General features: G+C 65.4%; 26 protein-coding genes. 25 read left to right on the forward strand and 1 reads right to left on the reverse strand.

Annotated features, from left to right (window positions below):
- Positions 1–4: 4 nt before the first annotated feature.
- From HMPREF9697_RS14705 to HMPREF9697_RS14725, 4 genes are all read left to right on the forward strand, one after another.
- Positions 5–364 carry a hypothetical protein gene (locus HMPREF9697_RS14705; protein ID WP_147293864.1) on the forward strand — a complete coding sequence of 120 codons (360 nt, stop codon included), beginning with the start codon at positions 5–7 and terminating at the stop codon, positions 362–364.
- Between the two features lie 323 nt (positions 365–687).
- Positions 688–1,122 (forward strand): hypothetical protein, encoded by a 435-nt coding sequence (locus HMPREF9697_RS14710; protein ID WP_002718029.1) that lies wholly within the window; start codon positions 688–690, stop codon positions 1,120–1,122.
- A 600-nt stretch (positions 1,123–1,722) separates the two neighbouring features.
- Positions 1,723–2,049 (forward strand): DUF736 domain-containing protein, encoded by a 327-nt coding sequence (locus HMPREF9697_RS14720; protein WP_002718030.1) that lies wholly within the window; start codon positions 1,723–1,725, stop codon positions 2,047–2,049.
- 138 nt (positions 2,050–2,187) lie between these two features.
- Positions 2,188–2,400 (forward strand): helix-turn-helix domain-containing protein, encoded by a 213-nt coding sequence (locus HMPREF9697_RS14725; protein WP_002718031.1) that lies wholly within the window; start codon positions 2,188–2,190, stop codon positions 2,398–2,400.
- A 10-nt stretch (positions 2,401–2,410) separates the two neighbouring features.
- Here the strand turns inward: HMPREF9697_RS14725 and HMPREF9697_RS14730 are convergent, their stop codons facing one another.
- Positions 2,411–2,665, reverse strand: a complete 255-nt coding sequence (locus HMPREF9697_RS14730) for a helix-turn-helix domain-containing protein (RefSeq protein ID WP_002718032.1) — start codon at positions 2,663–2,665, stop codon at positions 2,411–2,413.
- Between the two features lie 227 nt (positions 2,666–2,892).
- Here HMPREF9697_RS14730 and HMPREF9697_RS14735 point away from each other — a divergent pair, with 227 nt between their 5' ends.
- The 21 genes from HMPREF9697_RS14735 to trbJ all read left to right on the forward strand — a co-directional run bounded on the left by HMPREF9697_RS14735 (position 2,893) and on the right by trbJ (position 19,856).
- Entirely contained in the window at positions 2,893–3,156 is a 264-nt protein-coding gene (locus HMPREF9697_RS14735) for a DNA -binding domain-containing protein (protein ID WP_002718033.1), read from the forward strand.
- 122 nt (positions 3,157–3,278) lie between these two features.
- Positions 3,279–3,488, forward strand: coding sequence for a transcriptional regulator domain-containing protein (locus HMPREF9697_RS14740; RefSeq protein ID WP_172583885.1), 210 nt, complete (start codon positions 3,279–3,281; stop codon positions 3,486–3,488).
- On the forward strand, positions 3,430–4,065 hold the full coding sequence (locus HMPREF9697_RS14745; RefSeq protein ID WP_002718035.1) for a DUF2285 domain-containing protein: 636 nt from the start codon (positions 3,430–3,432) through the stop codon (positions 4,063–4,065). The genes HMPREF9697_RS14740 and HMPREF9697_RS14745 overlap by 59 nt, the downstream gene beginning before the upstream one ends.
- 214 nt (positions 4,066–4,279) lie before the next feature.
- On the forward strand, positions 4,280–4,531 hold the full coding sequence (locus tag HMPREF9697_RS14750) for a helix-turn-helix transcriptional regulator (RefSeq protein ID WP_002718036.1): 252 nt from the start codon (positions 4,280–4,282) through the stop codon (positions 4,529–4,531).
- Between the two features lie 14 nt (positions 4,532–4,545).
- Entirely contained in the window at positions 4,546–5,661 is a 1,116-nt protein-coding gene (locus HMPREF9697_RS14755; RefSeq protein WP_002718037.1) for a replication initiator protein A, read from the forward strand.
- Positions 5,658–6,296 carry a ParA family partition ATPase gene (parA, locus tag HMPREF9697_RS14760; RefSeq protein WP_002718038.1) on the forward strand — a complete coding sequence of 213 codons (639 nt, stop codon included), beginning with the start codon at positions 5,658–5,660 and terminating at the stop codon, positions 6,294–6,296. The genes HMPREF9697_RS14755 and parA overlap by 4 nt, the downstream gene beginning before the upstream one ends.
- Positions 6,293–6,547 carry a hypothetical protein gene (locus HMPREF9697_RS14765; RefSeq protein WP_002718039.1) on the forward strand — a complete coding sequence of 85 codons (255 nt, stop codon included), beginning with the start codon at positions 6,293–6,295 and terminating at the stop codon, positions 6,545–6,547. The genes parA and HMPREF9697_RS14765 overlap by 4 nt, the downstream gene beginning before the upstream one ends.
- Positions 6,544–7,062 carry a DUF2840 domain-containing protein gene (locus HMPREF9697_RS14770; protein ID WP_002718040.1) on the forward strand — a complete coding sequence of 173 codons (519 nt, stop codon included), beginning with the start codon at positions 6,544–6,546 and terminating at the stop codon, positions 7,060–7,062. Before HMPREF9697_RS14765 ends, HMPREF9697_RS14770 begins: the two co-directional genes overlap by 4 nt.
- Complete coding sequence (locus HMPREF9697_RS14775; RefSeq protein WP_002718041.1) at positions 7,059–7,604, forward strand: S26 family signal peptidase; 546 nt, start codon at positions 7,059–7,061, stop codon at positions 7,602–7,604. The genes HMPREF9697_RS14770 and HMPREF9697_RS14775 overlap by 4 nt, the downstream gene beginning before the upstream one ends.
- Positions 7,605–7,639: 35 nt before the next feature.
- The gene (locus tag HMPREF9697_RS14780; RefSeq protein WP_002718042.1) at positions 7,640–7,975 is read left to right on the forward strand and encodes a DUF736 domain-containing protein; all 336 of its coding nucleotides are present in this window, start codon (positions 7,640–7,642) and stop codon (positions 7,973–7,975) included.
- A gap of 4 nt (positions 7,976–7,979) precedes the next feature.
- Positions 7,980–8,696 carry a lytic transglycosylase domain-containing protein gene (locus HMPREF9697_RS14785; protein WP_002718043.1) on the forward strand — a complete coding sequence of 239 codons (717 nt, stop codon included), beginning with the start codon at positions 7,980–7,982 and terminating at the stop codon, positions 8,694–8,696.
- A gap of 354 nt (positions 8,697–9,050) precedes the next feature.
- The gene (locus HMPREF9697_RS14790) at positions 9,051–10,790 is read left to right on the forward strand and encodes a relaxase/mobilization nuclease domain-containing protein (protein WP_002718044.1); all 1,740 of its coding nucleotides are present in this window, start codon (positions 9,051–9,053) and stop codon (positions 10,788–10,790) included.
- Positions 10,791–10,831: 41 nt separating this feature from the next.
- Positions 10,832–12,814, forward strand: a complete 1,983-nt coding sequence (locus tag HMPREF9697_RS14795; protein WP_002718045.1) for a conjugal transfer protein TraG — start codon at positions 10,832–10,834, stop codon at positions 12,812–12,814.
- Positions 12,815–12,821: 7 nt separating this feature from the next.
- On the forward strand, positions 12,822–13,268 hold the full coding sequence (locus tag HMPREF9697_RS14800) for a hypothetical protein (RefSeq protein ID WP_002718046.1): 447 nt from the start codon (positions 12,822–12,824) through the stop codon (positions 13,266–13,268).
- A 98-nt stretch (positions 13,269–13,366) separates the two neighbouring features.
- Complete coding sequence (locus HMPREF9697_RS14805; RefSeq protein ID WP_002718047.1) at positions 13,367–13,957, forward strand: ComF family protein; 591 nt, start codon at positions 13,367–13,369, stop codon at positions 13,955–13,957.
- 4 nt (positions 13,958–13,961) lie between these two features.
- Positions 13,962–14,831, forward strand: coding sequence for a helix-turn-helix domain-containing protein (locus HMPREF9697_RS14810; RefSeq protein WP_002718048.1), 870 nt, complete (start codon positions 13,962–13,964; stop codon positions 14,829–14,831).
- 218 nt (positions 14,832–15,049) lie between these two features.
- Positions 15,050–16,063: a P-type conjugative transfer ATPase TrbB gene (trbB, locus tag HMPREF9697_RS14815; RefSeq protein ID WP_002718049.1), complete on the forward strand. Its 1,014-nt coding sequence runs from the start codon at positions 15,050–15,052 to the stop codon at positions 16,061–16,063.
- Positions 16,060–16,401: a TrbC/VirB2 family type IV secretion system protein gene (locus HMPREF9697_RS14820; RefSeq protein ID WP_002718050.1), complete on the forward strand. Its 342-nt coding sequence runs from the start codon at positions 16,060–16,062 to the stop codon at positions 16,399–16,401. Before trbB ends, HMPREF9697_RS14820 begins: the two co-directional genes overlap by 4 nt.
- Positions 16,401–16,676: a VirB3 family type IV secretion system protein gene (locus tag HMPREF9697_RS14825; RefSeq protein WP_002718051.1), complete on the forward strand. Its 276-nt coding sequence runs from the start codon at positions 16,401–16,403 to the stop codon at positions 16,674–16,676. Before HMPREF9697_RS14820 ends, HMPREF9697_RS14825 begins: the two co-directional genes overlap by 1 nt.
- Positions 16,677–16,683: 7 nt before the next feature.
- The gene (trbE, locus tag HMPREF9697_RS14830) at positions 16,684–19,122 is read left to right on the forward strand and encodes a conjugal transfer protein TrbE (protein ID WP_002718052.1); all 2,439 of its coding nucleotides are present in this window, start codon (positions 16,684–16,686) and stop codon (positions 19,120–19,122) included.
- Positions 19,119–19,856, forward strand: a complete 738-nt coding sequence (gene trbJ, locus HMPREF9697_RS14835) for a P-type conjugative transfer protein TrbJ (RefSeq protein ID WP_002718053.1) — start codon at positions 19,119–19,121, stop codon at positions 19,854–19,856. The genes trbE and trbJ overlap by 4 nt, the downstream gene beginning before the upstream one ends.
- Position 19,857 lies beyond the last annotated feature (1 nt).

Raw genomic sequence — 19,857 nt, forward strand, 5'->3', positions numbered from 1 at the left:
GGGAATGAAAGCCGATGCCGGAAGAGAACCGGGAAGACAATTGGCCGTGCATAGAACGGCCAGCGGGCAGGATTTCGAACAATCCGGCTGCGCAGGTTTCTCACCCGAACAACAAGGCATGCTGTCCGACATAGACGCCATTTCGGATGTCGCCGCCATCTGGGCAGCCCCCATCGCCCTCGCAGACGACGGACCAACCATCGGCGCAATCAAAAGGCTCAAGACCGCAAAGATCGAGAGCAGGCGGGGGACAAGCGACCAAGGCTTCACGGGTCATGCATCTCACATAGTGCACCGCAAGAGAAGCGCCGGCTTGTTCACTTTCTCGTCAGCGCATGCGGCCATGACCACTCGCATCCTTTAATGCGATTCAGGAATAGTTGCCTCGCCACGAACGAGCGTGCGCCCAGCTGGCTTCATCCGAGCGTTCTCACGCAGACGCGACATCGCGTCGAATCAGCTCACGGCCATCTCTATCCAGCTTCCCACGATTATGCGCTGGAGAGCATAAGCACGAATTCGACTCATTCCAGCCATGAAGGGACGCATCGGCACACAAGCTCGACCGAGGAAGACCAGTGGGATTTCCCCTCCCGCGGGCGCCTGTTTGCGGTTATACTCACGGTCGCGCCGTGGTGGTGGTGGAAGGCGCGACCGTCAGACCTTTATCTCACGGAGTACACCGCCATGATCCTCTTCGGACCACTCCTCGTCATAGTCGGCATCGGCTTTATCTGCTGGCTGCTGTTCACCCTCGCTATCTTTGCGCTGCCGTTTTTCGCCGGTCTGACGATCGGCATCTGGGCCTTTCACACGGGGCCCGGCGTGCTCGGCGGCATTGCCGTGGGTCTTGTAGCCGGCGGCGTCACCTTTGGCCTTGGCCAGCTTGCGCTCGCCGTTGTGCCATGGGCGTGGGCTCGGCTCCTGATCATCCTTCTCTATGTCGCGCCCGCCACCGTCGCTGGCTACAGCGCCACGCATGGAATCGCCCAGATGGCGATGCCTTCACCCACCTGGCAGACGATCTTCGCCGTCATCGGCGCGGTCGCCGTCACGGCGTTTGTCCGCTTCACCGGAATGGCCGCGCCCGGACCAGCCGGACAGGGCTTAGCGCGGGGCTGACGTCATCACGTCGACGACCGTTGGGGCGGGGCCAGATCACGCATTCCGTATGCTCGCGATCCTCGTCGTCGAACACGGAGTGAGGGCCGACTGGCGTCGAAGCTCACCCGATCATCGCAGAGTACCGGGCGTCGTGGCGGGTTGTTGAGGCGACATGGCCGAGGTGGCGACGTCTTACGGATATGGCCAACGAAGCGCGTGACGGGGCGTGCAGCCGGAGCTTGGCCTCCGAAGCAGGATATCCGTTGGTGGCCAGGACGGGGCCCGGATTACCGTCGAATTCACTGGCCAGCCTCCGCGGTGACTCGAAAGTCGCCACGTTCCCCTTGATGTCAGCTCTGTCAGGCCGAGCGCACCGAACGGCCTCTTCGATGGATTGATCTGGCCGAAGGCCGGCTGAAGCCTCGACCGCCTATGGCGCAACAGCGGCGTCAAAACTTTCTTCCCCTGCCGGCTGCGCCGTCATTCCTCGCGAGACAAGAAAGTCCCTCCTTTGCTGTCGAGCCCCTTCGGGGTGCGCCGTCGATCGCCTCCGGCCCCTCGATCACCATCGAGGCCGCAATGGTGCGGGCTCGGAAACAGAGATCAAGGAGAACTACCATGGCGACCATCGGCACCTTCAAGAAGACCGGCTCGAACGAATTCACCGGCGCAATCGTCACCCTCTCGGTCCAGGCCAAGAACGTCCGGATCGTTCCCGAAACCAACCGTTCCGGCGAGAACAGCCCCACCCACCGCGTCTATGTCGGCCGGGTCGAGATCGGCGCCGCCTGGGCCAAGCGCTCCAACGAGGGCCGCGACTATCTGGGCCTCAAGCTCGACGATCCGAGCTTCACCGCCCCGATCTTCGCAAACCTCTTCGACGACGAGGACGGTGAGGGCTACAGCCTGATCTGGTCCCGCCCCAACGGCCGTCGGAGCGACTAAACCCCGCTACAAATGCCCCGTCCGGCTGGTCCGGGCGGGGCATCGCCTTATGATCCAAGGGCGACCGCCGACCTTGAATGGGCGGAATACCTAGTTTACTAGGTGGCAGTATATTAGGTGGCACGGCGATCTCACCGCATGAGCTTGCGGGAGATCGTCGCCACGAATCTGCGAAGACTGAGACATGCCAAAAGCATGTCGCAGGAGGAGCTTGCCGACCGTGCGGGCACCAATCGCAACTATGTTGGCATGCTGGAGCGCGAACAGCACTCCGCGACCGTCGACATGCTGGAGAAGCTCGCCGAGGTTCTTGAAGCGGACCCTGTCGAATTCTTCCGACGCGAGACGTGAACCGCCGTTATCAAGGGGCCTGAGGCTCGATCGGCGCTTTTCTCCGAGCCTTCGAAGACACCGCTCGCACAAGTTCAGTCGCTTCCACGTCGAGCGCCTCCGCGATCCGGCCGAGAACGGTGACGCTGGCCGAAACGTCGGCGCGTTCGATCCCTCCGACGTACCGGGCACTCAACCCAGCCCTTTCGGCCAATTCCTCCTGCGTCATCCCTTTCGCATGACGCAACCGACGCAGATTGACCGCCATGACCTCCTTGAGATCCATGGCGATGATGGAGCCGATATAGGAACTATCGTTCCAGGAATGATCGTTCCGATTCGTACATGCCGGTGCTATTCATCGGGCTGCGGAGGTCCCAGTTTGCCAATTTCCCGAGCAACGCGATGCGTCCCAGGCATCACGGAGTAAGTGTCACGCGGCCCAAATCTTGCAAAAATTCGCGGTAAATGAATGCCTAACACATCGCTTTGATCTCTATGGGGTAGATCGCAATGACTCAGGTGCCCTTTCAGGACCGGCCGCCGCACACCGACCGCTTGAGCGCCTATGACGAGCAACATCTCGCGATCTATCTTCGGTTGCTGATGGCCGACGAAGAAGGCGCCGACTGGCACGAAGTCGTCCAGGTAATCTTCGGCCTCAACCCCACCCGGGAGCCCGCCCGTGCCAAAACGGTTCATGACAGCCATCTGGCGCGGGCGCGCTGGATGACGGAGACGGGTTATCGGCATCTGCTTGAGCCGCGGATGCAGTGAACAACACCATACTCCCACGGCTCGCAGCCACACGCGATGCAACCTTAAGGACTACTTTGCCGGCGATTTTTCCGGATCGTGGTGTCCCTCCCTTGAGAGAGGACAAAATGAGAGGAAACGCCATGCCCACGGAATATTGGCGCTCGCCGGAGACGATTGATCGCCTGAACCGCCTCGAACGCCCCGGCTTCGCCGTCGAATTCCTGCGCCGCAACCACGATTACCGCCGCGACTTCGTCCGCACACAGCGCCAGATCACACGCGCCTCCGTCGATGCCGAAACCGCCCGTGTCGGTCTCGCTCGGCGATGGGGGTTGCGTTTTCGCCCATGACCCAAGCCTTCCCGTTGGGCCCGCCCCGGTCACCTGGCTGCCCGAACTATCGCCCGGTACGCTGATCCTTGAAACAGCGCCGGGCGGATTCGACCAACTCACGTCGCTTGATCCCGCGCAGCTGGGATCAGTCGTTGCTGATGACGCGGACGACGAAGGCCGTGAGCTTGTTGTTGTCGACGGCTCGGGCGAACTCCACGTTCGTTTGCACGGCGATCAGATCAGCACGCGGCCTGCCATTCTGCTGCCGCCCGACATCTCTTTTGAACTCCGGCTTGATGTCGCACTGCGCTTCGTGCGCCGTCTTCGTGGCCAGCGCGTCAAACTTCTTCCCGCCGCCCTTCGCCTGACGCCTCAGCAGAAGCGCCGGCTCGTCCAGCTTCTACACGCCTTCGACGTCCGCGAACTTGGGGGCGGCCCACGCGAGGTCGCCGAAATAATCCTCCGCTCCGAGCACGCACGATTTCCATCAGTCGAGTGGAAGGATTCACACGCCCGACGCACCGCCAACCGTCTCATTCACGACTCGATTGCGCTGGTCGAGCGCGGCTACCTCAAACTTCTGCGCGGCGGCTAACACACGCACCGATCCCTCCAGAACACACCCTAGTCCTACGCCCGCCCGCGCTACGCACACCACGCGCTGCGCTCACATGCGCAGCGGCGCGACCGAGGGGGGACACACCTACTCGAAAATCTTCGTCCACCCCTAACGCCTGAACTCTCCGCCACCGTCACCCCGACATGCCGCGACTTGGCCGCGGCGCTTCGAGGCAAGACGGAGGCACATCATGCCCGACAGGGCCGCGCAACTCGCCACGCGTTACGTCCGCACGCATGAAGCGGCGCGCATCCTCGGCATCTCACCGCGGACGCTTGAGAAATACCGCTGCCACGGTAGCGGCCCAACCTTCCGCAAGCTCGGCGGGCGCGTCGTCTACGCGATCGACGACCTCGAAGCTTGGGCCGACCAGGCCGCGTGCAGCTCGACGTCGGATCCTCGATACGTCGAGGCCCGCGCCGCCGGCCACGCGCATCGCTGAAGCGGCGCTCGTCGATGACATCGCGCCGCCTCATCACAGCCAGCGAACGGAGCAAGCTCGATCCGTTCATCGTCGCCACCGGCGACGCAAGTCCGCGCGACCAGCGCGACTTGATGGAGCGGCCGTTCTTCTCGCTCGCCAAAGCCAGGCGCACGGCGCCGATCCTCTACGAAGCTGCCGGTGTTCGGGTCGAGGTCTACGCCGTGCCCGAGCATGGCATGGCGACCATCTGGGACGCCGACGTGCTGATCTGGGCGGCGAGCCAGATCGTCGAGGCCGAGAACCTCGGCTTCAAGACCTCGCGTTTCCTTCGCTTCACGCCCTACCAGCTCCTGACCGCGATCGGTCGGCAGACAGGCGCACGCGATTACAAGCTCCTGAAGGGCGCGCTCGCCCGCCTGCAATCGACCGTTATCCACACCACCATCCGCAACGGCGAACATTGGCGCCGTCACCAGTTCTCCTGGATCAATGAGTGGGAGGAATGCACGACGCGCGACGGCCGCGTCGAGGGCATGGAGTTCGTGCTCCCCGACTGGTTCTACCGCGGCGTCATCGACCGCTCGCTCGTCCTGGCCATCGACCCGGCCTACTTCCGGCTGACCGGCGGCATCGAGCGCTGGCTCTATCGCGTCGCCCGCAAGCACGCTGGTCGCCAGCCCAAGGGCTGGCTGTTCGAGATCGCGCATCTCCACGAGAAGTCCGGAAGCCTGGTGCGCGTCTCGGATTTCGCGCTCCAGATCCGGCGCATCGCCGCGCGCCAACCGCTGCCCGGCTATCGCCTGCGCATCGAGTGCCAGGGCCGCCGCGAGACGCTCCGCATCCTGCCGGCCCGCTCATCCACAGTTCCTGTGGATGGCGCTGTGGAAACGCTCGGGACTTCGCACGCAAACGGTATCGGGACTCCGCACGCAGCCCTATCGGGACTTCGCACGCACGAACCGCAGCTAACGCTATGGCCGGAAACGGCGATTCCGGGCCTTAACTTAGAGTCTAACTCAGAATCTAACTCTAGTTGTTGGTCCGCGCGGTCTGCGGATAAACCCGCCACCTCCGCTACGCAGGCCTCCGAGCCACCAGGACGACAGCCGTCGCTGCCCTTCGGTCGCAAGCCGGGAGGGAAGAGATGATCGTCGCTCTGCTCAACCAGAAGGGCGGCGTCGGCAAGACCACGCTTGCGCTTCATCTCGCCGGCGAGCTGGCGCTGGACGGCAAGCGCGTGACGCTGATCGACGCGGACCCGCAGGGCTCTGCGCTCGATTGGTCGCAGCAGCGGGCGCGGGAGAACGTCTCACGGCTCTTCGGCGTCGTCGGCCTCGCGCGTGACACGCTCCATCGGGAAGCGCCGGAAATCGCGTGCACCGCCGATCATGTCGTCATCGATGGGCCGCCGCGCGTCGCGGGATTGATGCGTTCGGCGCTGCTCGCCGCCGACCTTGTACTGATCCCGGTGCAACCATCACCCTTCGATGGCTGGGCTTCGGCCGAGATGCTGAGCCTGCTCCGCGAGGCCCGCATCTATCGTCCGCAGCTCGCCGCGCGCTTCGTGCTGAATCGCTGCGGGGCACGCACGGTCATCGCCCGCGAGACGGCCGAAACGCTCGCCGATCACGATCCGCCAGTGCTCTCCAGCACCATCGGCCAGCGTGTCGTCTTCGCCGACGCCGCGCGATCTGGGCGCCTCGTGTTCGAGCTGGCCGCGCAGAGCGCCGCGGCGCTCGAGATCGCAGCGCTCGCCGCCGAAGTCGCGAGAATTGCGCCATGAGCGCGGGTGGCGCCCGACGCGGCTTCGCCGCCCGGCCCGGCGACGCCGAGAGCTGGATCAAAGCGCCCGACGCCTCAAGCCGTCGCGGTGACGAGCCCTCCGCCTTCACCGCGCGACTGACGATCGACGTCACGCCGGCGCTGCGCGGCCGCATCAAGGTCGCCGCGTTCCAGCGCGGGATCACCGTCGCCGACATGCTGCGCGACCTCTTCGCGCGCGAATTCCCCGCCGATCCCGGAGAGAGCGCATGAACGACAACGAGCCGTCGCCGACGCTTGTCGTACCGCCATCGCATCGGCGCCCCGTCGCGCTCACCCATGTCGAACTGACCTGGATCGAGAAGAAGATCGAGCACTGGCTGCGCTTCGGGCGGCGTGCCGAGGAGAAGATCCTCGATCGCCGCCGCAGCATCTCGAGCTTCAAGCCCGGCAGCGTCTTCGCGTTCGTTCGCTGGGCGTCGAACGACTACGGCACCGTCATCTCGCGCATGGATATCGTGCGGGCCGTCGAGCCTGGCGCACGCTTCCAGACGCTGCCCTTCGTGCGCCCCGGCGGCGAGATCCTGCTGCGCGTCGATAGCTGGCCGAAGGTCGAGCGCGTGCTCCAGGCGATCGACGCCGTCGAGACGCTCGACATCGATCCCGCCGACGCCGCGCCGGAATACTGGCGCCACCTCCACAACCGTCTCGCCGCCGGCCATGAACCGCGCCCCTACACGCGCGAGCAGCACGCCGCTTGGCTCAAGCGTCGGAGCGTCACGCTATGACCCGCTTCGGCTACGTCATGACGACGTATTTCGCCATGCTCGTCTTCATCGGCTTGGCTTTCGTCCATCCGACGCCGCGCCTGATCTGGAACGCCACGGCGAGCACGCCGACCGGGCTTTATGCGCTCCGGCCGGCAGGACAGCTTCACGCGCTCGAACTGGTCGCCGTGCGCGCGCCCGAACCGATCGCCAGCTACCTGGCCGATGGCGGCTTCCTGCCCAAGGGGGTGCCGCTGCTGAAGCATGTGATGGCGCTACCTGGGCAGACCGTGTGCCGCGCAGGCGACTCCATCACGGTCGATCACATCGCAGTCGGCGCGGCGCGTGAGCGCGATCACCTCGGCCGCCCGCTGCCGCGTTGGAGCGGCTGCCACACGCTCGGCCCCAGCGAAGTCTTCCTCATGAACCCGACCGTCCCGGACAGCTTGGACGGACGCTATTTCGGCGCGCTTCCCACCACCGCGATCGTCGCCCGCGCGGTCCCCTTGTGGACCGATGAGGCCGGCGACGGCCGCTTCGTGTGGCGCGCGGCCACCGATTGACCCGCTTCTCAACCCGCCAACAACGGAGGTTTCCCATGGCGCAGATTGGTCAGTTCACCCGAGACAAGTCCGGCTTCACCGGGCGCATCCAGACGCTCTTCTTCCACCGTGACCTTTCCCTCGTTCCGGCCGAATCCTCCGATGCCGAGAACGCGCCCGACTATCGGGTCCACATGGGCGACGGCGACGGCCTGGAGATCGGCGCGGGCTGGAAGCGCACCGGCGAGAAGGCCGGCGAATACGTCTCACTCGTCATAGATGATCCCGCACTCGCGCAGCCGATCCGCGCCAACCTCTTCCAGTCGGGCGACGACAAGTCCGCCTGGGTGCTGAACTGGAACCGCCCGCCGAAGCGTAGCGATCGGGGCTGACCGCATGCGGCGCGCGCTTCTTCTGCTCGCCAGCGTAGCGGCGCTCGGCATGCCCGTTGTCGTTGTCCACGCCCAGCCCGCGCCCACCGTGATGCGGTCGGTGAGCGATCCCTACGCCAGTCTAATTGCAGAAGCGGCCCAGCGCTTCGCAATTCCTTCGGCGTGGATACGGGTGATCATGCGCATCGAAAGCCGTCGCAATCGGCGCGCCGTCTCACCCAAAGGTGCGATGGGATTGATGCAGCTCATGCCCGAGACCTGGGCCGCGCTGCGCGCTCGCTATCGGCTCGGGCGTGATCCTTTTGATCCACGCGACAACATCCTGGCAGGCGCGGCTTTCTTGCGTGAGATGTACGACCGCTACGGTTCGCCGGGATTCCTCGCGGCGTATAATGCCGGGCCGGGGCGATACGAAGATTATCGCGACCGGCATCGTCCGCTGCCGCCTGAAACCGTCGCTTACGTCGCGGCGCTTGTCCCTTTTGTCGGGGACGGCGCGACCGATGGGCCTGTCCTCGTGGCGGCCTCCGGTCCGCCGTCTTGGACACAGGCCCCTCTCTTCATCACGCGATCGGCAAGCGCTGATCCTGTCGATCGCGCGCCATCCAAACAGCCGTCGAGCGATGCGTCGGCTGCCATCGCGGTGCGCGACCTGTCGGCCATCGCACCGCAATCCGCTGGGCTGTTCGTCGACGTTTCCGCAGCGGCGTCGAAGCCGTGATCGCGCCGCTCTCCCGTCGGCGTGCTGCTACGTCGCCTCGGTCAGCTCGCGCTTTCCCTGTCGGCTCGGCGGCCTCCGACGTCTCAAGGGGCCTCATCGCAGCTACAGGGCGCGATTTCGTTGGCAGGCGCGGCAAAGCGTTCTTCCGGAAAGAAGAAAGGGCAGGCAGGGGAGGAGCGCAGAAACCAACCGACCGAGGGCGAGATAAAAGGCCGCAAGGTGCGGCTCGGTCGGTCGGTTGTTTTTATTGGCATTTTTCAGCGATCCGGCAATGTGCGGCCCTGGGGCACAAGGTGCGCCGGACCCACAACACTTTGCCGGAGCTGACTTTTCCGCACATTGCCGGGGCCGGCGATGGCTGACGAGAACGATTTCCAGCCTCGGCCGGGCCGCATCCGCTCAACCCGCAGCCAGCGCGCGAAGCCCTTCGTCGCCCAGGCGCTCGCGGCAGCGCAACGCGCCGGCGGTGGCGTCTCGCGCCAAGGTCTCTTGCGCAGCGGACGGCACTCCACCTTCGGTCGCGGCCGAGCCGCCAGCGTTCGGGCCAACCATCTGCTGACGGGCCGCTCTCGTCTGGTCACGGTGAAGACTCGCGTCGTCCGCCATACCGCTCGCGCTGCGCCGCTCGCAGCCCACCTCGGCTATCTACGACGCGAGGGCGTCACCCGGGACGGGGAGAAGGCCAGGCTGTTCGGTCCCGAGACCGAGGACGCCGACCCCAAGGCCTTCGCGGAGCGGGGCGAGAAGGACCGCCATCACTTCCGCTTCATCGTCTCGCCCGAGGACGCGCCGGAGATGGCCGACCTGAAGGGCTTCACCCGCGAGTTGGTCGGCCAGATGGAGAAGGATCTCGGCACCAAGCTCGATTGGGTCGCCGTCGATCACTGGAATACGCAGCATCCCCACGTCCACATCATCGTGCACGGCGTCGCCGACGACGGCCAAGACCTCGTCATTTCGCGCGACTACATCAAGGAGGGGATGCGTGCCCGGGCCCAGGACCTGGCGACGCAAGAGCTGGGGCTGCGCAGCGATCTCGACATCCGTCGCGCGCTCGAGCGCCAGGTCGACGCCGAGCGCTGGACCCAACTCGACCGGCAGCTCGCCCGCGATGCCGATCGACACGGCGTCCTCGATCTCGCACCAGATGCCGGACGTCAGCCTGATCCGTTCGAAGCGCTCAAGGTCGGACGGTTGCGGCGCCTGGAGGGTCTTGGTCTCGCGCACCAGCTCGGGCCGGGCCAATGGACGATGGACCCGGCCGCGGAGACGACCTTGCGCGAGCTCGGCGAGCGCGGCGACATCATCAAGCGTATCCACCGCAGCCTGACCGAGCGTGGCATTGAGCGGGCCGCGGCGAGCTATGTGCTCGCTGGCGAGACCTTGGATGTCCCGATCATCGGCCGCCTGGTTGATCGCGGTCTCGACGATGAGTTGAAGGGCACAGCTTACGCCGTCGTCGACGGCGTCGACGGGCGAACCCATCACATCAAATTCCCGGATCTCGACGCCGCCGGCGACAGCGCGCCGGGCTCCATCGTCGAGCTACGCAAATTCGACGACGCGCAAGGCCGCCGTCGCGTCGCCGTTGCCGTGCGTTCCGACCTCGCCATCGAAAACCAGGTCACGGCGAGCGGCGCAACCTGGCTCGATCGCCAGGCCGTCGCGCGCGATCCGGTGGCGCTTGGCCAGGCCGGCTTCGGCGCCGAGGTCCGCGAGGCGATGGATCGCCGGGCGGACCAGCTCATCGAGCAAGGCCTCGCTGAGCAACAGGCGCGGAGGATCGTGTTCGCCTCCGGCCTGATCGGAACGCTTCGACGGAGGGAGGTGGAGGAGCTGGGCGAGCGGCTCGCCGCCGAAACGGGCCAGCCGTTCAATGGTGCGGAGGCGGGCGAGTATGTCGCCGGGACCTATCGGCAGCGCTTCGCGCTCGCCTCCGGCCGCTTCGCCATGATCGACGACGGTCTTGGCTTCCAACTCGTGCCCTGGACGCCCTCCCTCCAAAAGCATCTCGGCCGCCACGTCTCCGGCGTCGCCCGCGCGGATGGCGGGATCGACTGGGGCTTCGGCCGCAACCGGGGGCTCGGTCTGTGAGCGATCCCTCCAATCATCGACCTCAGGAAAGGACGTCTTCTATGTCCGCGACCAAGATTCTCTGGGGCCAGGTCATCACCGTCTTCGCGATCGTCCTGCTGGCGATCTGGAGCGCGACGGAGTGGACGGCTTGGCGCCTCGGCTTCCAGCCCCAGCTCGGCCACCCGTGGTTCGAGCTGCTGCATTTCCCGTTCTACCTTCCCCCGGCCCTTTTCTGGTGGTGGTACGCCTACGACGCCTACGCGCCTGACATCTTCATCGAGGGCGCTTACATCGCCGCATCGGGCGGGATCATCGCCGCGGCTGTCGCGATCGGCATGTCCGTCTGGCGCGCCCACGAAGCGAAGAATGCCGAGACCTACGGCTCTGCCCGCTGGGCGCAACCGAAGGAGATCGAAGCCGCTGGGCTCAGCGGACCCGATGGCGTCGTGCTGGGCCGCTACCAGCGCAGCTATTTGCGTCACGACGGGCCGGAGCATGTGTTGTGCTTCGCGCCGACGCGATCGGGTAAAGGCGTCGGCCTCGTCATCCCGTCGCTCTTGACTTGGCCGGGCTCGGCGATCGTCCACGACATCAAGGGCGAGAACTGGCAGCTCACCGCCGGCTTCCGCGCCCAGCACGGCCGCGTGCTCCTGTTCGATCCGACCAACGCCAAGTCGTCAGCCTACAATCCGTTGCTCGAGGTCCGCCGCGGCGAATGGGAGGTGCGCGACGTCCAGAACATCGCCGACATCCTAGTCGACCCGGAAGGTAGTCTGGAGAAGCGGAACCATTGGGAGAAGACCAGTCACGCGCTTCTGGTCGGCGCCATCCTTCACGTCCTCTACGCCGAGGGGGACAAGACGCTCGCTGGCGTCGCGTCGTTCTTGTCCGATCCCAAGCGGCCGATCGAGTCCACGCTCTCTGCAATGATGCGGACGCCGCATCTCGGCGAGGCTGGCGTTCATCCTGTCGTCGCCAGCGCCGCCAGGGAGTTGTTGAACAAATCCGGCAACGAGCGCTCCGGCGTCTTGAGCACGGCCATGTCGTTCCTTGGCCTCTATCGCGACCCTGTGGTCGCCGAGGTGACGCGGCGCTGCGACTGGCGGATCGGCGATATCGTGGCCGGCGAGCGGCCGACGACGCTCTACCTCGTAGTTCCGCCCTCGGACATTAACCGCACCAAGCCGCTGATCCGCCTGATCCTCAACCAGATCGGCCGGCGACTGACCGAGGACCTGCAGGCTAAGGCCGGGCGGCGGCGGCTCCTCTTGATGCTCGACGAGTTCCCGGCGCTGGGGCGGCTCGACTTCTTCGAGTCGGCGCTCGCCTTCATGGCGGGCTACGGCATCAAGAGCTTCCTGATCGCCCAGTCGCTGAACCAGATCGAGAAGGCCTATGGGCCGAACAACTCGATCCTCGACAACTGCCATGTGCGAGTGAGCTTCGCCACCAATGACGAGCGGACCGCCAAGCGTGTCAGTGACGCGCTTGGGACGGCGACCGAGATGAAGGCGATGAAGAACTATGCCGGCAGCCGCCTCTCGCCCTGGCTTGGCCATCTGATGGTCTCTCGATCGGAGACGGCGCGCCCGCTGCTCACGCCGGGCGAGGTCATGCAACTCCCGCCTACCGACGAGATCGTCATGGTGTCTGGCGTCCATCCAATCCGCGCGAAGAAGGCGCGCTACTACGAGGACGCGCGCTTGCAGGAGCGCATCCTGCCGCCGCCCGTGCCGACGCAGCCGAAAGTGAGTCGTTCCGACGACTGGAGTTCACGGCCATTGCCGCCGCGGCCCCCGGCGCCCGCCGTGCGTGACGGCGAAGAGGCCGACGATGAAGATCCGAAGAACGCGGACCGCCGTCGCCAGCCTGAACTCAACCAGGAGACGGTCGAGAAGAAGCAGCCGATCGACAACGAATTCGCCCTCGATCCGACCGACGAGCTGGAGGAAGACGCGCCCCGCGTCGGCCGGATGAACGACCTCATGCAGGGTTTGGCGTGCCAGGCGTCGCTCGATCCGGGCGACGACCTGGGACTGTGAGGCACGTATGCCGACGCCGAAGAAGAAAGCTCAGATCTCCGTCTACCTCGATCCGGACGTGATGCGGTCTCTTGCGGCCTACGCGGCGCGCCGGGAGCAACCGATGTCGCTGATCGCTGAAGCCGCTATCGCATCGTTCTTGTCACCCGATGCCGATGAGCGACGTGAGGCGGCAATCGCGAAGCGGCTTGATCAACAGGACAGGCGTTTGGCGCGGCTCGAGCGCGATGTTGGTATCGCTATCGAGACGCTCGCGCTGTTTATCCGCTTCTGGCTTACGACCACGCCGTCATTGCCAGAGCCGGCCGCCAAGGCGGCGCGGGCGCAGGCCGGAACACGCTACGACAACTTCGTCGCCGCACTTGGTCGGCGCCTCAGCCAGGGCCCGAAGCTTAGACAAGAGATTCCCGAGGACATGCCCGAGAAATCCGAGGGGCCTGAGAGGAGTCTGTAGGACTGTGACACGGGCATATTGCGCCCCATACAAGATTTTGTATATGATCCATGCGTCCCTGTCGGTGCGCACCGGGGCCCTCGTGAGGAAGCCCTGTCATGCAAGTTCAGCTCAAGAAACTCGAAGGAAGGTGGGATCTTGGCTACGCCCTGCACAAGCATACCCTTTCGAGCGTTTACCTTGGGGATGACGAATATGGCCATCCCCGCTTCGACACGACCCGCTCCGAACCGGGCGAGTGCCTCTATCAGCTGAAATATCGAGGGGATTGGGACCAGGTAAAGCCGCTGGCAGCGCAGGTGAAAACCAGCTTGTTGCCGTTGTTCGGCAAGATTGGGCTGATCATCCCCATGCCCGCCTCGACGGCCCGGGCGCGCCAGCCCGTAAATGAGATCGCCACCGAGCTGGGGCGGCTGACCGACACGCCCGTGTTCGACAGCATCATCGTGAAAGCGCCGGCCCCGCAGGGCAGCCCGCAACTCAAGAACCTGCATAGCCGCGAGGAAAAAGAAGCGGCGCTGCAGGGCCGGTTCAGTATCAATCCGGCCATCACCAACGAGGGGTGCTGGAATGCGCTCCTGCTGGACGACCTGTTCGACACCGGCGCGACCATGGACGCCGTCTCCAAGACGCTACGGACGTACAAGAAGATCAACCAGGTCTATGCCGCCTCGCTAACGTGGAAATAGACCGATGACGACCGTCTTCATCGCTGGATCGATTTCCATCAGCCGCCTGCACGAGAAGGTGCAAGAGCGGATCAACAAGATCGTGTCTTCCGACTTCGATGTCGTCGTCGGAGACGCCGATGGCGCCGACACGTCGATCCAGGAATGTCTCCAGCGATTTCACGCTGGCAAGGTGACTGTGTTCTGCACGGGGAACGCGCCCCGGAACAACGTCGCCGAATGGCCGGTGCACCGGGTCGTCTCGAAAGCCAAGGCGGGCAGCCGCGCGTATTTCACCGCGAAGGACCTGGAGATGGCGCGGACCAGCGATTACGGGCTGATGGTCTGGGACTGCAAAAGCACCGGCACCTTGAGCAATGTGATCGAGCTTCTGCGAGAGAAAAAGAAGTCCGTCGTCTTCGTGAACAAGGGTAAAGATTTCGTCACCATATCCGACAAGAGTGGCCTGGATAATCTCCTCAGCTTCATGTCGGAACACGCCCGCGCCAAGGCGGAAGAGAAGATCGGGCTCTCCTCCATGATCGCCAGCATCTCGCAGGAACAGTTCTCGCTCGATATCGCGGGGAACGGGCGTCCTTCGCCAGAGCCGGAGGCAGAACCGAGCACCGCCGAGCCGATTGAGGAAAGCGCAATCTCTAGCGAGAGCATGAAGCTGCGCTCGGCGCTCATGTCGGCTCTGAAGGATCATATTTCGCGCGCGCACCTGAGTCAGTCGCAGGCCGCCAAGGTGTTCGGCGTGACCCAGCCGCGCATCTCCGATCTCACGCGCGGTAAGGTCGATCTGTTCGGGCTGGATGCCCTGGTGAACATGGCCGCGACCGCCGGCCTGCGAGTGGAGATGCACGTGCGCCAAGCAGGTCCGGCCGCGGAATGATGACGCGCGCACGTTGACGGGCCTGCTAGGGCGAGTCGTCCTCATCCTATCCCAAAGTGAAAGATGCGTCGCCGCGCCGCTTACTCTTTCCCGCATCCAGCAAGTCTTTTTTCTCTGCTCTGCGCTCGGCCCCTACGCCGTCTGAATACTTGTTGAACTGTACTATTTCTTGCCTCTTCTAATCGTCCCCGTCGCTAATCGCGTGTCGCGATTGGCCAATGACGGGGACGATCGTGGCGATCACACCACTTCATTCAGAAGCCTTCTCCCGCGGTGCGCGCATGCTGCGCACCGCGCTCGGCCCGGCCATCGCGATCTTCCTCGAAGACCCCTCGATCGTCGAGGTGATGCTGAACCCCGACGGCCGGCTCTGGATCGACCGGCTGTCGGGAGGGCTGGAAGATAGCGGGCGGACACTGTCCGCCGCCGACGGCGAACGGATTGTGCGCCTCGTCGCGCACCATGTCGGCGCCGAGGTCCATGCCGAGAGGCCGCGTGTCTCGGCCGAGCTGCCCGAAACGGGAGAGCGGTTCGAGGGACTTCTGCCACCGGTGGTGGCCGCCCCGGCCTTTGCGATCCGCAAGCCTGCCGTCGCGGTGTTCACCCTCGACGACTATGTCGCCGCCGGTATCATGCTGGCCGGCCAGGCGGCAGCGCTCCGCGCCGCCGTGGCAGATCGCAAGAACATCCTCGTCGCCGGCGGCACCTCGACCGGCAAAACCACGCTCACCAACGCGCTGCTGGCCGAGATCGCCGGCACCACCGACCGCGTTGTGCTGATCGAGGACACCCGCGAGCTGCAATGCCGGGCGCCGAACTTGGTGGCGTTGCGCACCAAGGACGGCGTCGCCTCGCTCTCCGACCTCGTCCGCTCCTCGCTGCGCCTGCGGCCCGATCGCATCCCGATCGGCGAGGTGCGCGGCGCCGAAGCGCTGGATCTCTTAAAGGCGTGGGGGACCGGCCATCCCGGCGGCATCGGCACGATCCACGCCGGCACCGCGCTCGGTGCGTTGAGGCGCCTCGAACAGCTCATCCAGGAAGCCGTCGTCACCGTCCCCAGGGCTCTGATCGCCGAGACGATCGATCTCGTCACGGTGCTGCGCGGCCGCGGCAGCGAACGCCGCCTTTCCGAACTCGCCTTCGTCGCCGGTCTCGATCCCGCCACCGGTGATTACCGCGTCCAGTCCGCCGGGGCGGGCGGCGACCCCTTGCCCCTCGGAGACCCATCATGATCCTCGTTCGCGCTGTCGCATGTTCTTCGCGTCGCCGCCTGGCCGAGCTTGTCACACTCGCCACCCTGACGCTCGCCTTCGCCCCGGCGGCCTACGCCTCCGGTTCCTCCATGCCATGGGAGACCCCGCTCAACTCCATCCTGGAGTCAGTGCAGGGGCCCGTCGCGAAGATCATCTCGGTGATCATCATCACGGTGACCGGGCTGACGCTCGCTTTCGGTGACACGAGCGGGGGCTTCCGCCGGCTGATCCAGATCGTGTTCGGCCTGTCGATCGCCTTCGCCGCGTCGAGCTTCTTCCTGTCGTTCTTCTCGTTCTCCGGCGGAGCGCTGATCTGATGGCGGCAATCGTCGATCCCGACGTGCCCGGCTTCTTCGCGCCGGTCCATCGCGCGCTCACCGACCCGGTCCTGATGGGCGGCGCGCCGCGGACCGTCGCGATTGCCAACGGCACACTCGCGGCGGCGATCGCCCTCGGCCTCCGGCTCTGGATCCCCGGCGCGCTGATCTGGGCTGTGGGTCACACCGCGGCCGTCTGGGCAGCGAAGCGCGATCCGCAGTTTGTCGACGTGGTGCGCCGGCACCTTCGTTACCCGGCCCACCTCGGCGTCTGAGGCTCCAATGCTAAACCTCGCTGAATACCGCAACTGCCCAGCGACCCTCGCAGACTTCCTGCCCTGGGCGGCCCTGGTCGAGAATGGCGTCATCCTCAACAAGGACGGCTCGTTCCAACGCACCGCGCGCTTCCGCGGCCCGGACCTCGACAGCGCCACACCGGCCGAGTTGGTCGGCGTCACGGCACGGCTGAACAATGCGCTGCGCCGCCTCGGCTCTGGCTGGGCGATCTTCGTCGAGGCGCAGCGGATCGCCGCCCAGACCTATCCGCACAGCAGCTTTCCCGATCCTGCGTCGGCGCTGGTCGATCTCGAGCGGCAGGCCGCTTTCGAGGAAGCCGGAGCGCATTTCGAGAGCCGCTATTTCCTGACGTTCGTCTGGCTGCCGCCCGCCGAGGACGCTTCGCGCGTCGAGGGCTGGCTCTATGAGGGCCGGGCGCAGACCGGCGTCGATCCGTGGGAGCTGCTGCGCGGCTTCGTCGACCGGACCAATCGCGTCCTGCAGCTGGTCGAGGGCTTCATGCCCGAGGTCGCGTGGCTCGATGACAGCGACACGCTGACTTACCTTCACTCGACCATCTCGACGAGGGCGCAGCGCATCCGCGTGCCCGAGACGCCGATGCACCTCGATGCGTTGCTCGCCGATGAGCCACTCGCCGGGGGCCTCGAGCCGCGCCTCGGCGCCCACCATCTTCGTACGCTCACCGTGGTTGGATTCCCAACCGCGACCCATCCCGGAATCCTCGACGAGCTCAACCGGCTCGCTTTCCCGTACCGCTGGTCCACCCGCGCGATTCTGCTCGACAAGACCGAAGCGGTGAAGCTGCTGACCAAGATCCGGCGCCAGTGGTTCGCAAAGCGCAAGTCGATCGCCGCCATCGTCAAGGAGGTGATGACCAACGAGGCTTCGACCCTCGTGGATTCCGACGCCGCCAACAAGGCGGCCGACGCCGACCTGGCGCTACAGGAGCTGGGCTCGGATGATGTCGGCCAAGCCTACGTCACCGCGACCGTCACGGTCTGGGACGAGGACGCCGGTCTTGCGGCCGAGAAGCTCCGCCTCGTGGAAAAGGTGATCCAGGGCCGCGACTTCACCTGCATGCCGGAAGGGGTGAATGCGCTTGAGGCCTGGCTCGGGTCTATCCCCGGCCACGCCTACGCCAACGTCCGTCAGCCGCCCGTCTCGACGCTGAATCTGGCGCACATGATCCCTCTCTCGGCGGTTTGGGCTGGGCCGGCACGCGACGAGCATTTCCAGGCGCCGCCGCTGCTCTACGGCAAGACGGAAGGCTCGACGCCATTTCGGCTCAGCCTCCATGTCGGCGACGTCGGCCATATGCTGATCGTCGGTCCCACCGGCGCCGGCAAATCGGTGCTGCTGGCGCTGATGGCGATGCAGTTCCGCCGTTACCGGAACAACCAGATCTTCGCCTTCGACTTTGGCGGCTCCATCCGCACCGCGGCGATCGCCATGGGCGGCGACTGGCATGATCTCGGCGGTAGCCTGTCCGCCGGCTCGGAGCATTCAGTGTCGCTGCAACCGCTGGCGCGCATCGACGATCAGCCCGAACGTGCCTGGGCGGCGGAGTGGGTGACGGCCATCCTGGCCAAGGAAGGCGTCACCATCGACCCGACCGCCAAGGAGCATGTCTGGTCGGCGCTGACCTCGCTGGCGTCCTCGCCGGTGCAGGAGCGCACCATCACGGGCCTCGCGGTCCTGTTGCAGTCGACAGCGCTGAAGCAAGCGTTGCAACCTTATTGCGTCGGCGGCCCTTCCGGCCGGCTGCTCGACGCCGAGACCGAGCAGCTCGGCTCCGCTCCGGTGCAGGCCTTCGAGACCGAGGGGCTGATCGGTGCCGGTGCTGCGCCCGCCGTGCTGACCTATCTCTTCCATCGCATTGAGGGCCGCCTCGACGGCCGGCCGACCTTGCTGATCATCGACGAGGGCTGGCTGGTGCTCGACGATCCTGCTTTCGCGCAGCAGCTCCGCGAGTGGTTGAAGACGCTGCGCAAGAAGAACGCCTCCGTCGTCTTTGCCACGCAGTCGCTGTCCGACATTGATGGCAGCAACATCGCGCCCGCGATCATCGAGAGCTGTCCTACGCGCATCTTCCTGCCGAACGAGCGAGCGATCGAGCCGCAGATCACCACGATCTATCGCCGCTTTGGCCTCAACGATCGACAGATCGAGATCCTCGCCCGCGCGACGCCGAAGCGCGACTACTACTGCCAGTCCCGTCGCGGCAACCGCCTGTTCGAGCTGGGCCTCGGCCCGGTCGCGCTCGCCTTCTGTGCCGCCTCTTCGAAGACCGACCATGCGGCGATCGAGCGCGTCGTCGCGGAGTACGGGCGCGACGCTTTCACGCCCGCTTGGCTCGCGGACCACGAACTCCTCTGGGCCGCCGATCTCATCCCTGACCTGACCCACCTGGAGACGTCATCATGATCAAGCTGCGCCATCTGGCGGCGGCAAGCGCCGTCGTGCTCACCCTGGCCGTCGCCGCACCGCCCGCCTCGGCGCAGTGGATCGTCTACGACCCGACCAACTTCAGCCAGAACGTGCTGACCGCCGCACGCGAGCTGCAACAGATCAACAATCAGATTCAGATGTTGACCAACCAGGCAACGAGCCTGGTCAACCAGGCGCGCAATCTTACCAACCTGCCGATGTCGACGCTGACCCAGCTTCAGTCGTCGATCGCCCAGACCCAGTCGCTGCTCGGTCAGGCGCAGAACATCGCCTTCAACGTCCAGCGCATCGAGCAGGCCTATTCGACCAGCTACGGTTCGGCTGCCGGCACAGGTTCGACCAACACCATGGTCGCCAACGCGCAAACACGCTGGCAGAACTCGGTCGGCGCGTTCGAGGACAGCCTGAAGATCCAGGCGGGCGTTGTCGGCAACATCCCGACCAACTCCAGCGCCATGACCTCGCTCGTCTCGGCGAGCCAGAGCGCCACGGGCGCCTTGCAAGCGGCGCAGGCCGGCAACCAGCTCCTGGCATTGCAATCCCAGCAGCTCTCCGACCTCGTCGCCGTGCTGTCGGCCAAGAGTCGGGCCGATGCGCTCGAGCAAGCGCGCAGCGCCGCCGCAGAAGCGCAGGGCCAGCAAAACTACAAGACCTTCTCGACGCGCACCGGCTATCAGCCCGGCAACGTCGCCATGTTCAGCGGCAACTGAG

The organism is Afipia felis ATCC 53690, assembly GCF_000314735.2.
Lineage (GTDB): Bacteria > Pseudomonadota > Alphaproteobacteria > Rhizobiales > Xanthobacteraceae > Afipia > Afipia felis.

Excerpts from the sequence above, each read along its gene's own strand:
- HMPREF9697_RS14805 (WP_002718047.1), top strand. The coding sequence starts at position 13,367 with ATGCAAGTTCAGCTCAAGAAACTCGAAGGAAGGTGGGATCTTGGCTAC.
- HMPREF9697_RS14790 (WP_002718044.1), top strand. The coding sequence starts at position 9,051 with ATGGCTGACGAGAACGATTTCCAGCCTCGGCCGGGCCGCATCCGCTCA.
- HMPREF9697_RS14750 (WP_002718036.1), top strand. The coding sequence starts at position 4,280 with ATGCCCGACAGGGCCGCGCAACTCGCCACGCGTTACGTCCGCACGCAT.
- HMPREF9697_RS14710 (WP_002718029.1), top strand. The coding sequence starts at position 688 with ATGATCCTCTTCGGACCACTCCTCGTCATAGTCGGCATCGGCTTTATC.
- HMPREF9697_RS14775 (WP_002718041.1), top strand. The coding sequence starts at position 7,059 with ATGACCCGCTTCGGCTACGTCATGACGACGTATTTCGCCATGCTCGTC.
- trbJ (WP_002718053.1), top strand. The coding sequence starts at position 19,119 with ATGATCAAGCTGCGCCATCTGGCGGCGGCAAGCGCCGTCGTGCTCACC.
- HMPREF9697_RS14800 (WP_002718046.1), top strand. The coding sequence starts at position 12,822 with ATGCCGACGCCGAAGAAGAAAGCTCAGATCTCCGTCTACCTCGATCCG.
- HMPREF9697_RS14770 (WP_002718040.1), top strand. The coding sequence starts at position 6,544 with ATGAACGACAACGAGCCGTCGCCGACGCTTGTCGTACCGCCATCGCAT.
- HMPREF9697_RS14780 (WP_002718042.1), top strand. The coding sequence starts at position 7,640 with ATGGCGCAGATTGGTCAGTTCACCCGAGACAAGTCCGGCTTCACCGGG.
- HMPREF9697_RS14810 (WP_002718048.1), top strand. The coding sequence starts at position 13,962 with ATGACGACCGTCTTCATCGCTGGATCGATTTCCATCAGCCGCCTGCAC.
- trbE (WP_002718052.1), top strand. The coding sequence starts at position 16,684 with ATGCTAAACCTCGCTGAATACCGCAACTGCCCAGCGACCCTCGCAGAC.
- HMPREF9697_RS14825 (WP_002718051.1), top strand. The coding sequence starts at position 16,401 with ATGGCGGCAATCGTCGATCCCGACGTGCCCGGCTTCTTCGCGCCGGTC.
- HMPREF9697_RS14755 (WP_002718037.1), top strand. The coding sequence starts at position 4,546 with ATGACATCGCGCCGCCTCATCACAGCCAGCGAACGGAGCAAGCTCGAT.
- HMPREF9697_RS14765 (WP_002718039.1), top strand. The coding sequence starts at position 6,293 with ATGAGCGCGGGTGGCGCCCGACGCGGCTTCGCCGCCCGGCCCGGCGAC.
- HMPREF9697_RS14820 (WP_002718050.1), top strand. The coding sequence starts at position 16,060 with ATGATCCTCGTTCGCGCTGTCGCATGTTCTTCGCGTCGCCGCCTGGCC.
- HMPREF9697_RS14735 (WP_002718033.1), top strand. The coding sequence starts at position 2,893 with ATGACTCAGGTGCCCTTTCAGGACCGGCCGCCGCACACCGACCGCTTG.
- HMPREF9697_RS14730 (WP_002718032.1), bottom strand. The coding sequence starts at position 2,665 with ATGGATCTCAAGGAGGTCATGGCGGTCAATCTGCGTCGGTTGCGTCAT.
- HMPREF9697_RS14720 (WP_002718030.1), top strand. The coding sequence starts at position 1,723 with ATGGCGACCATCGGCACCTTCAAGAAGACCGGCTCGAACGAATTCACC.
- HMPREF9697_RS14725 (WP_002718031.1), top strand. The coding sequence starts at position 2,188 with ATGAGCTTGCGGGAGATCGTCGCCACGAATCTGCGAAGACTGAGACAT.
- HMPREF9697_RS14795 (WP_002718045.1), top strand. The coding sequence starts at position 10,832 with ATGTCCGCGACCAAGATTCTCTGGGGCCAGGTCATCACCGTCTTCGCG.
- HMPREF9697_RS14785 (WP_002718043.1), top strand. The coding sequence starts at position 7,980 with ATGCGGCGCGCGCTTCTTCTGCTCGCCAGCGTAGCGGCGCTCGGCATG.
- HMPREF9697_RS14705 (WP_147293864.1), top strand. The coding sequence starts at position 5 with ATGAAAGCCGATGCCGGAAGAGAACCGGGAAGACAATTGGCCGTGCAT.
- HMPREF9697_RS14745 (WP_002718035.1), top strand. The coding sequence starts at position 3,430 with ATGCCGAAACCGCCCGTGTCGGTCTCGCTCGGCGATGGGGGTTGCGTT.
- trbB (WP_002718049.1), top strand. The coding sequence starts at position 15,050 with ATGACGGGGACGATCGTGGCGATCACACCACTTCATTCAGAAGCCTTC.
- HMPREF9697_RS14740 (WP_172583885.1), top strand. The coding sequence starts at position 3,279 with ATGCCCACGGAATATTGGCGCTCGCCGGAGACGATTGATCGCCTGAAC.
- parA (WP_002718038.1), top strand. The coding sequence starts at position 5,658 with ATGATCGTCGCTCTGCTCAACCAGAAGGGCGGCGTCGGCAAGACCACG.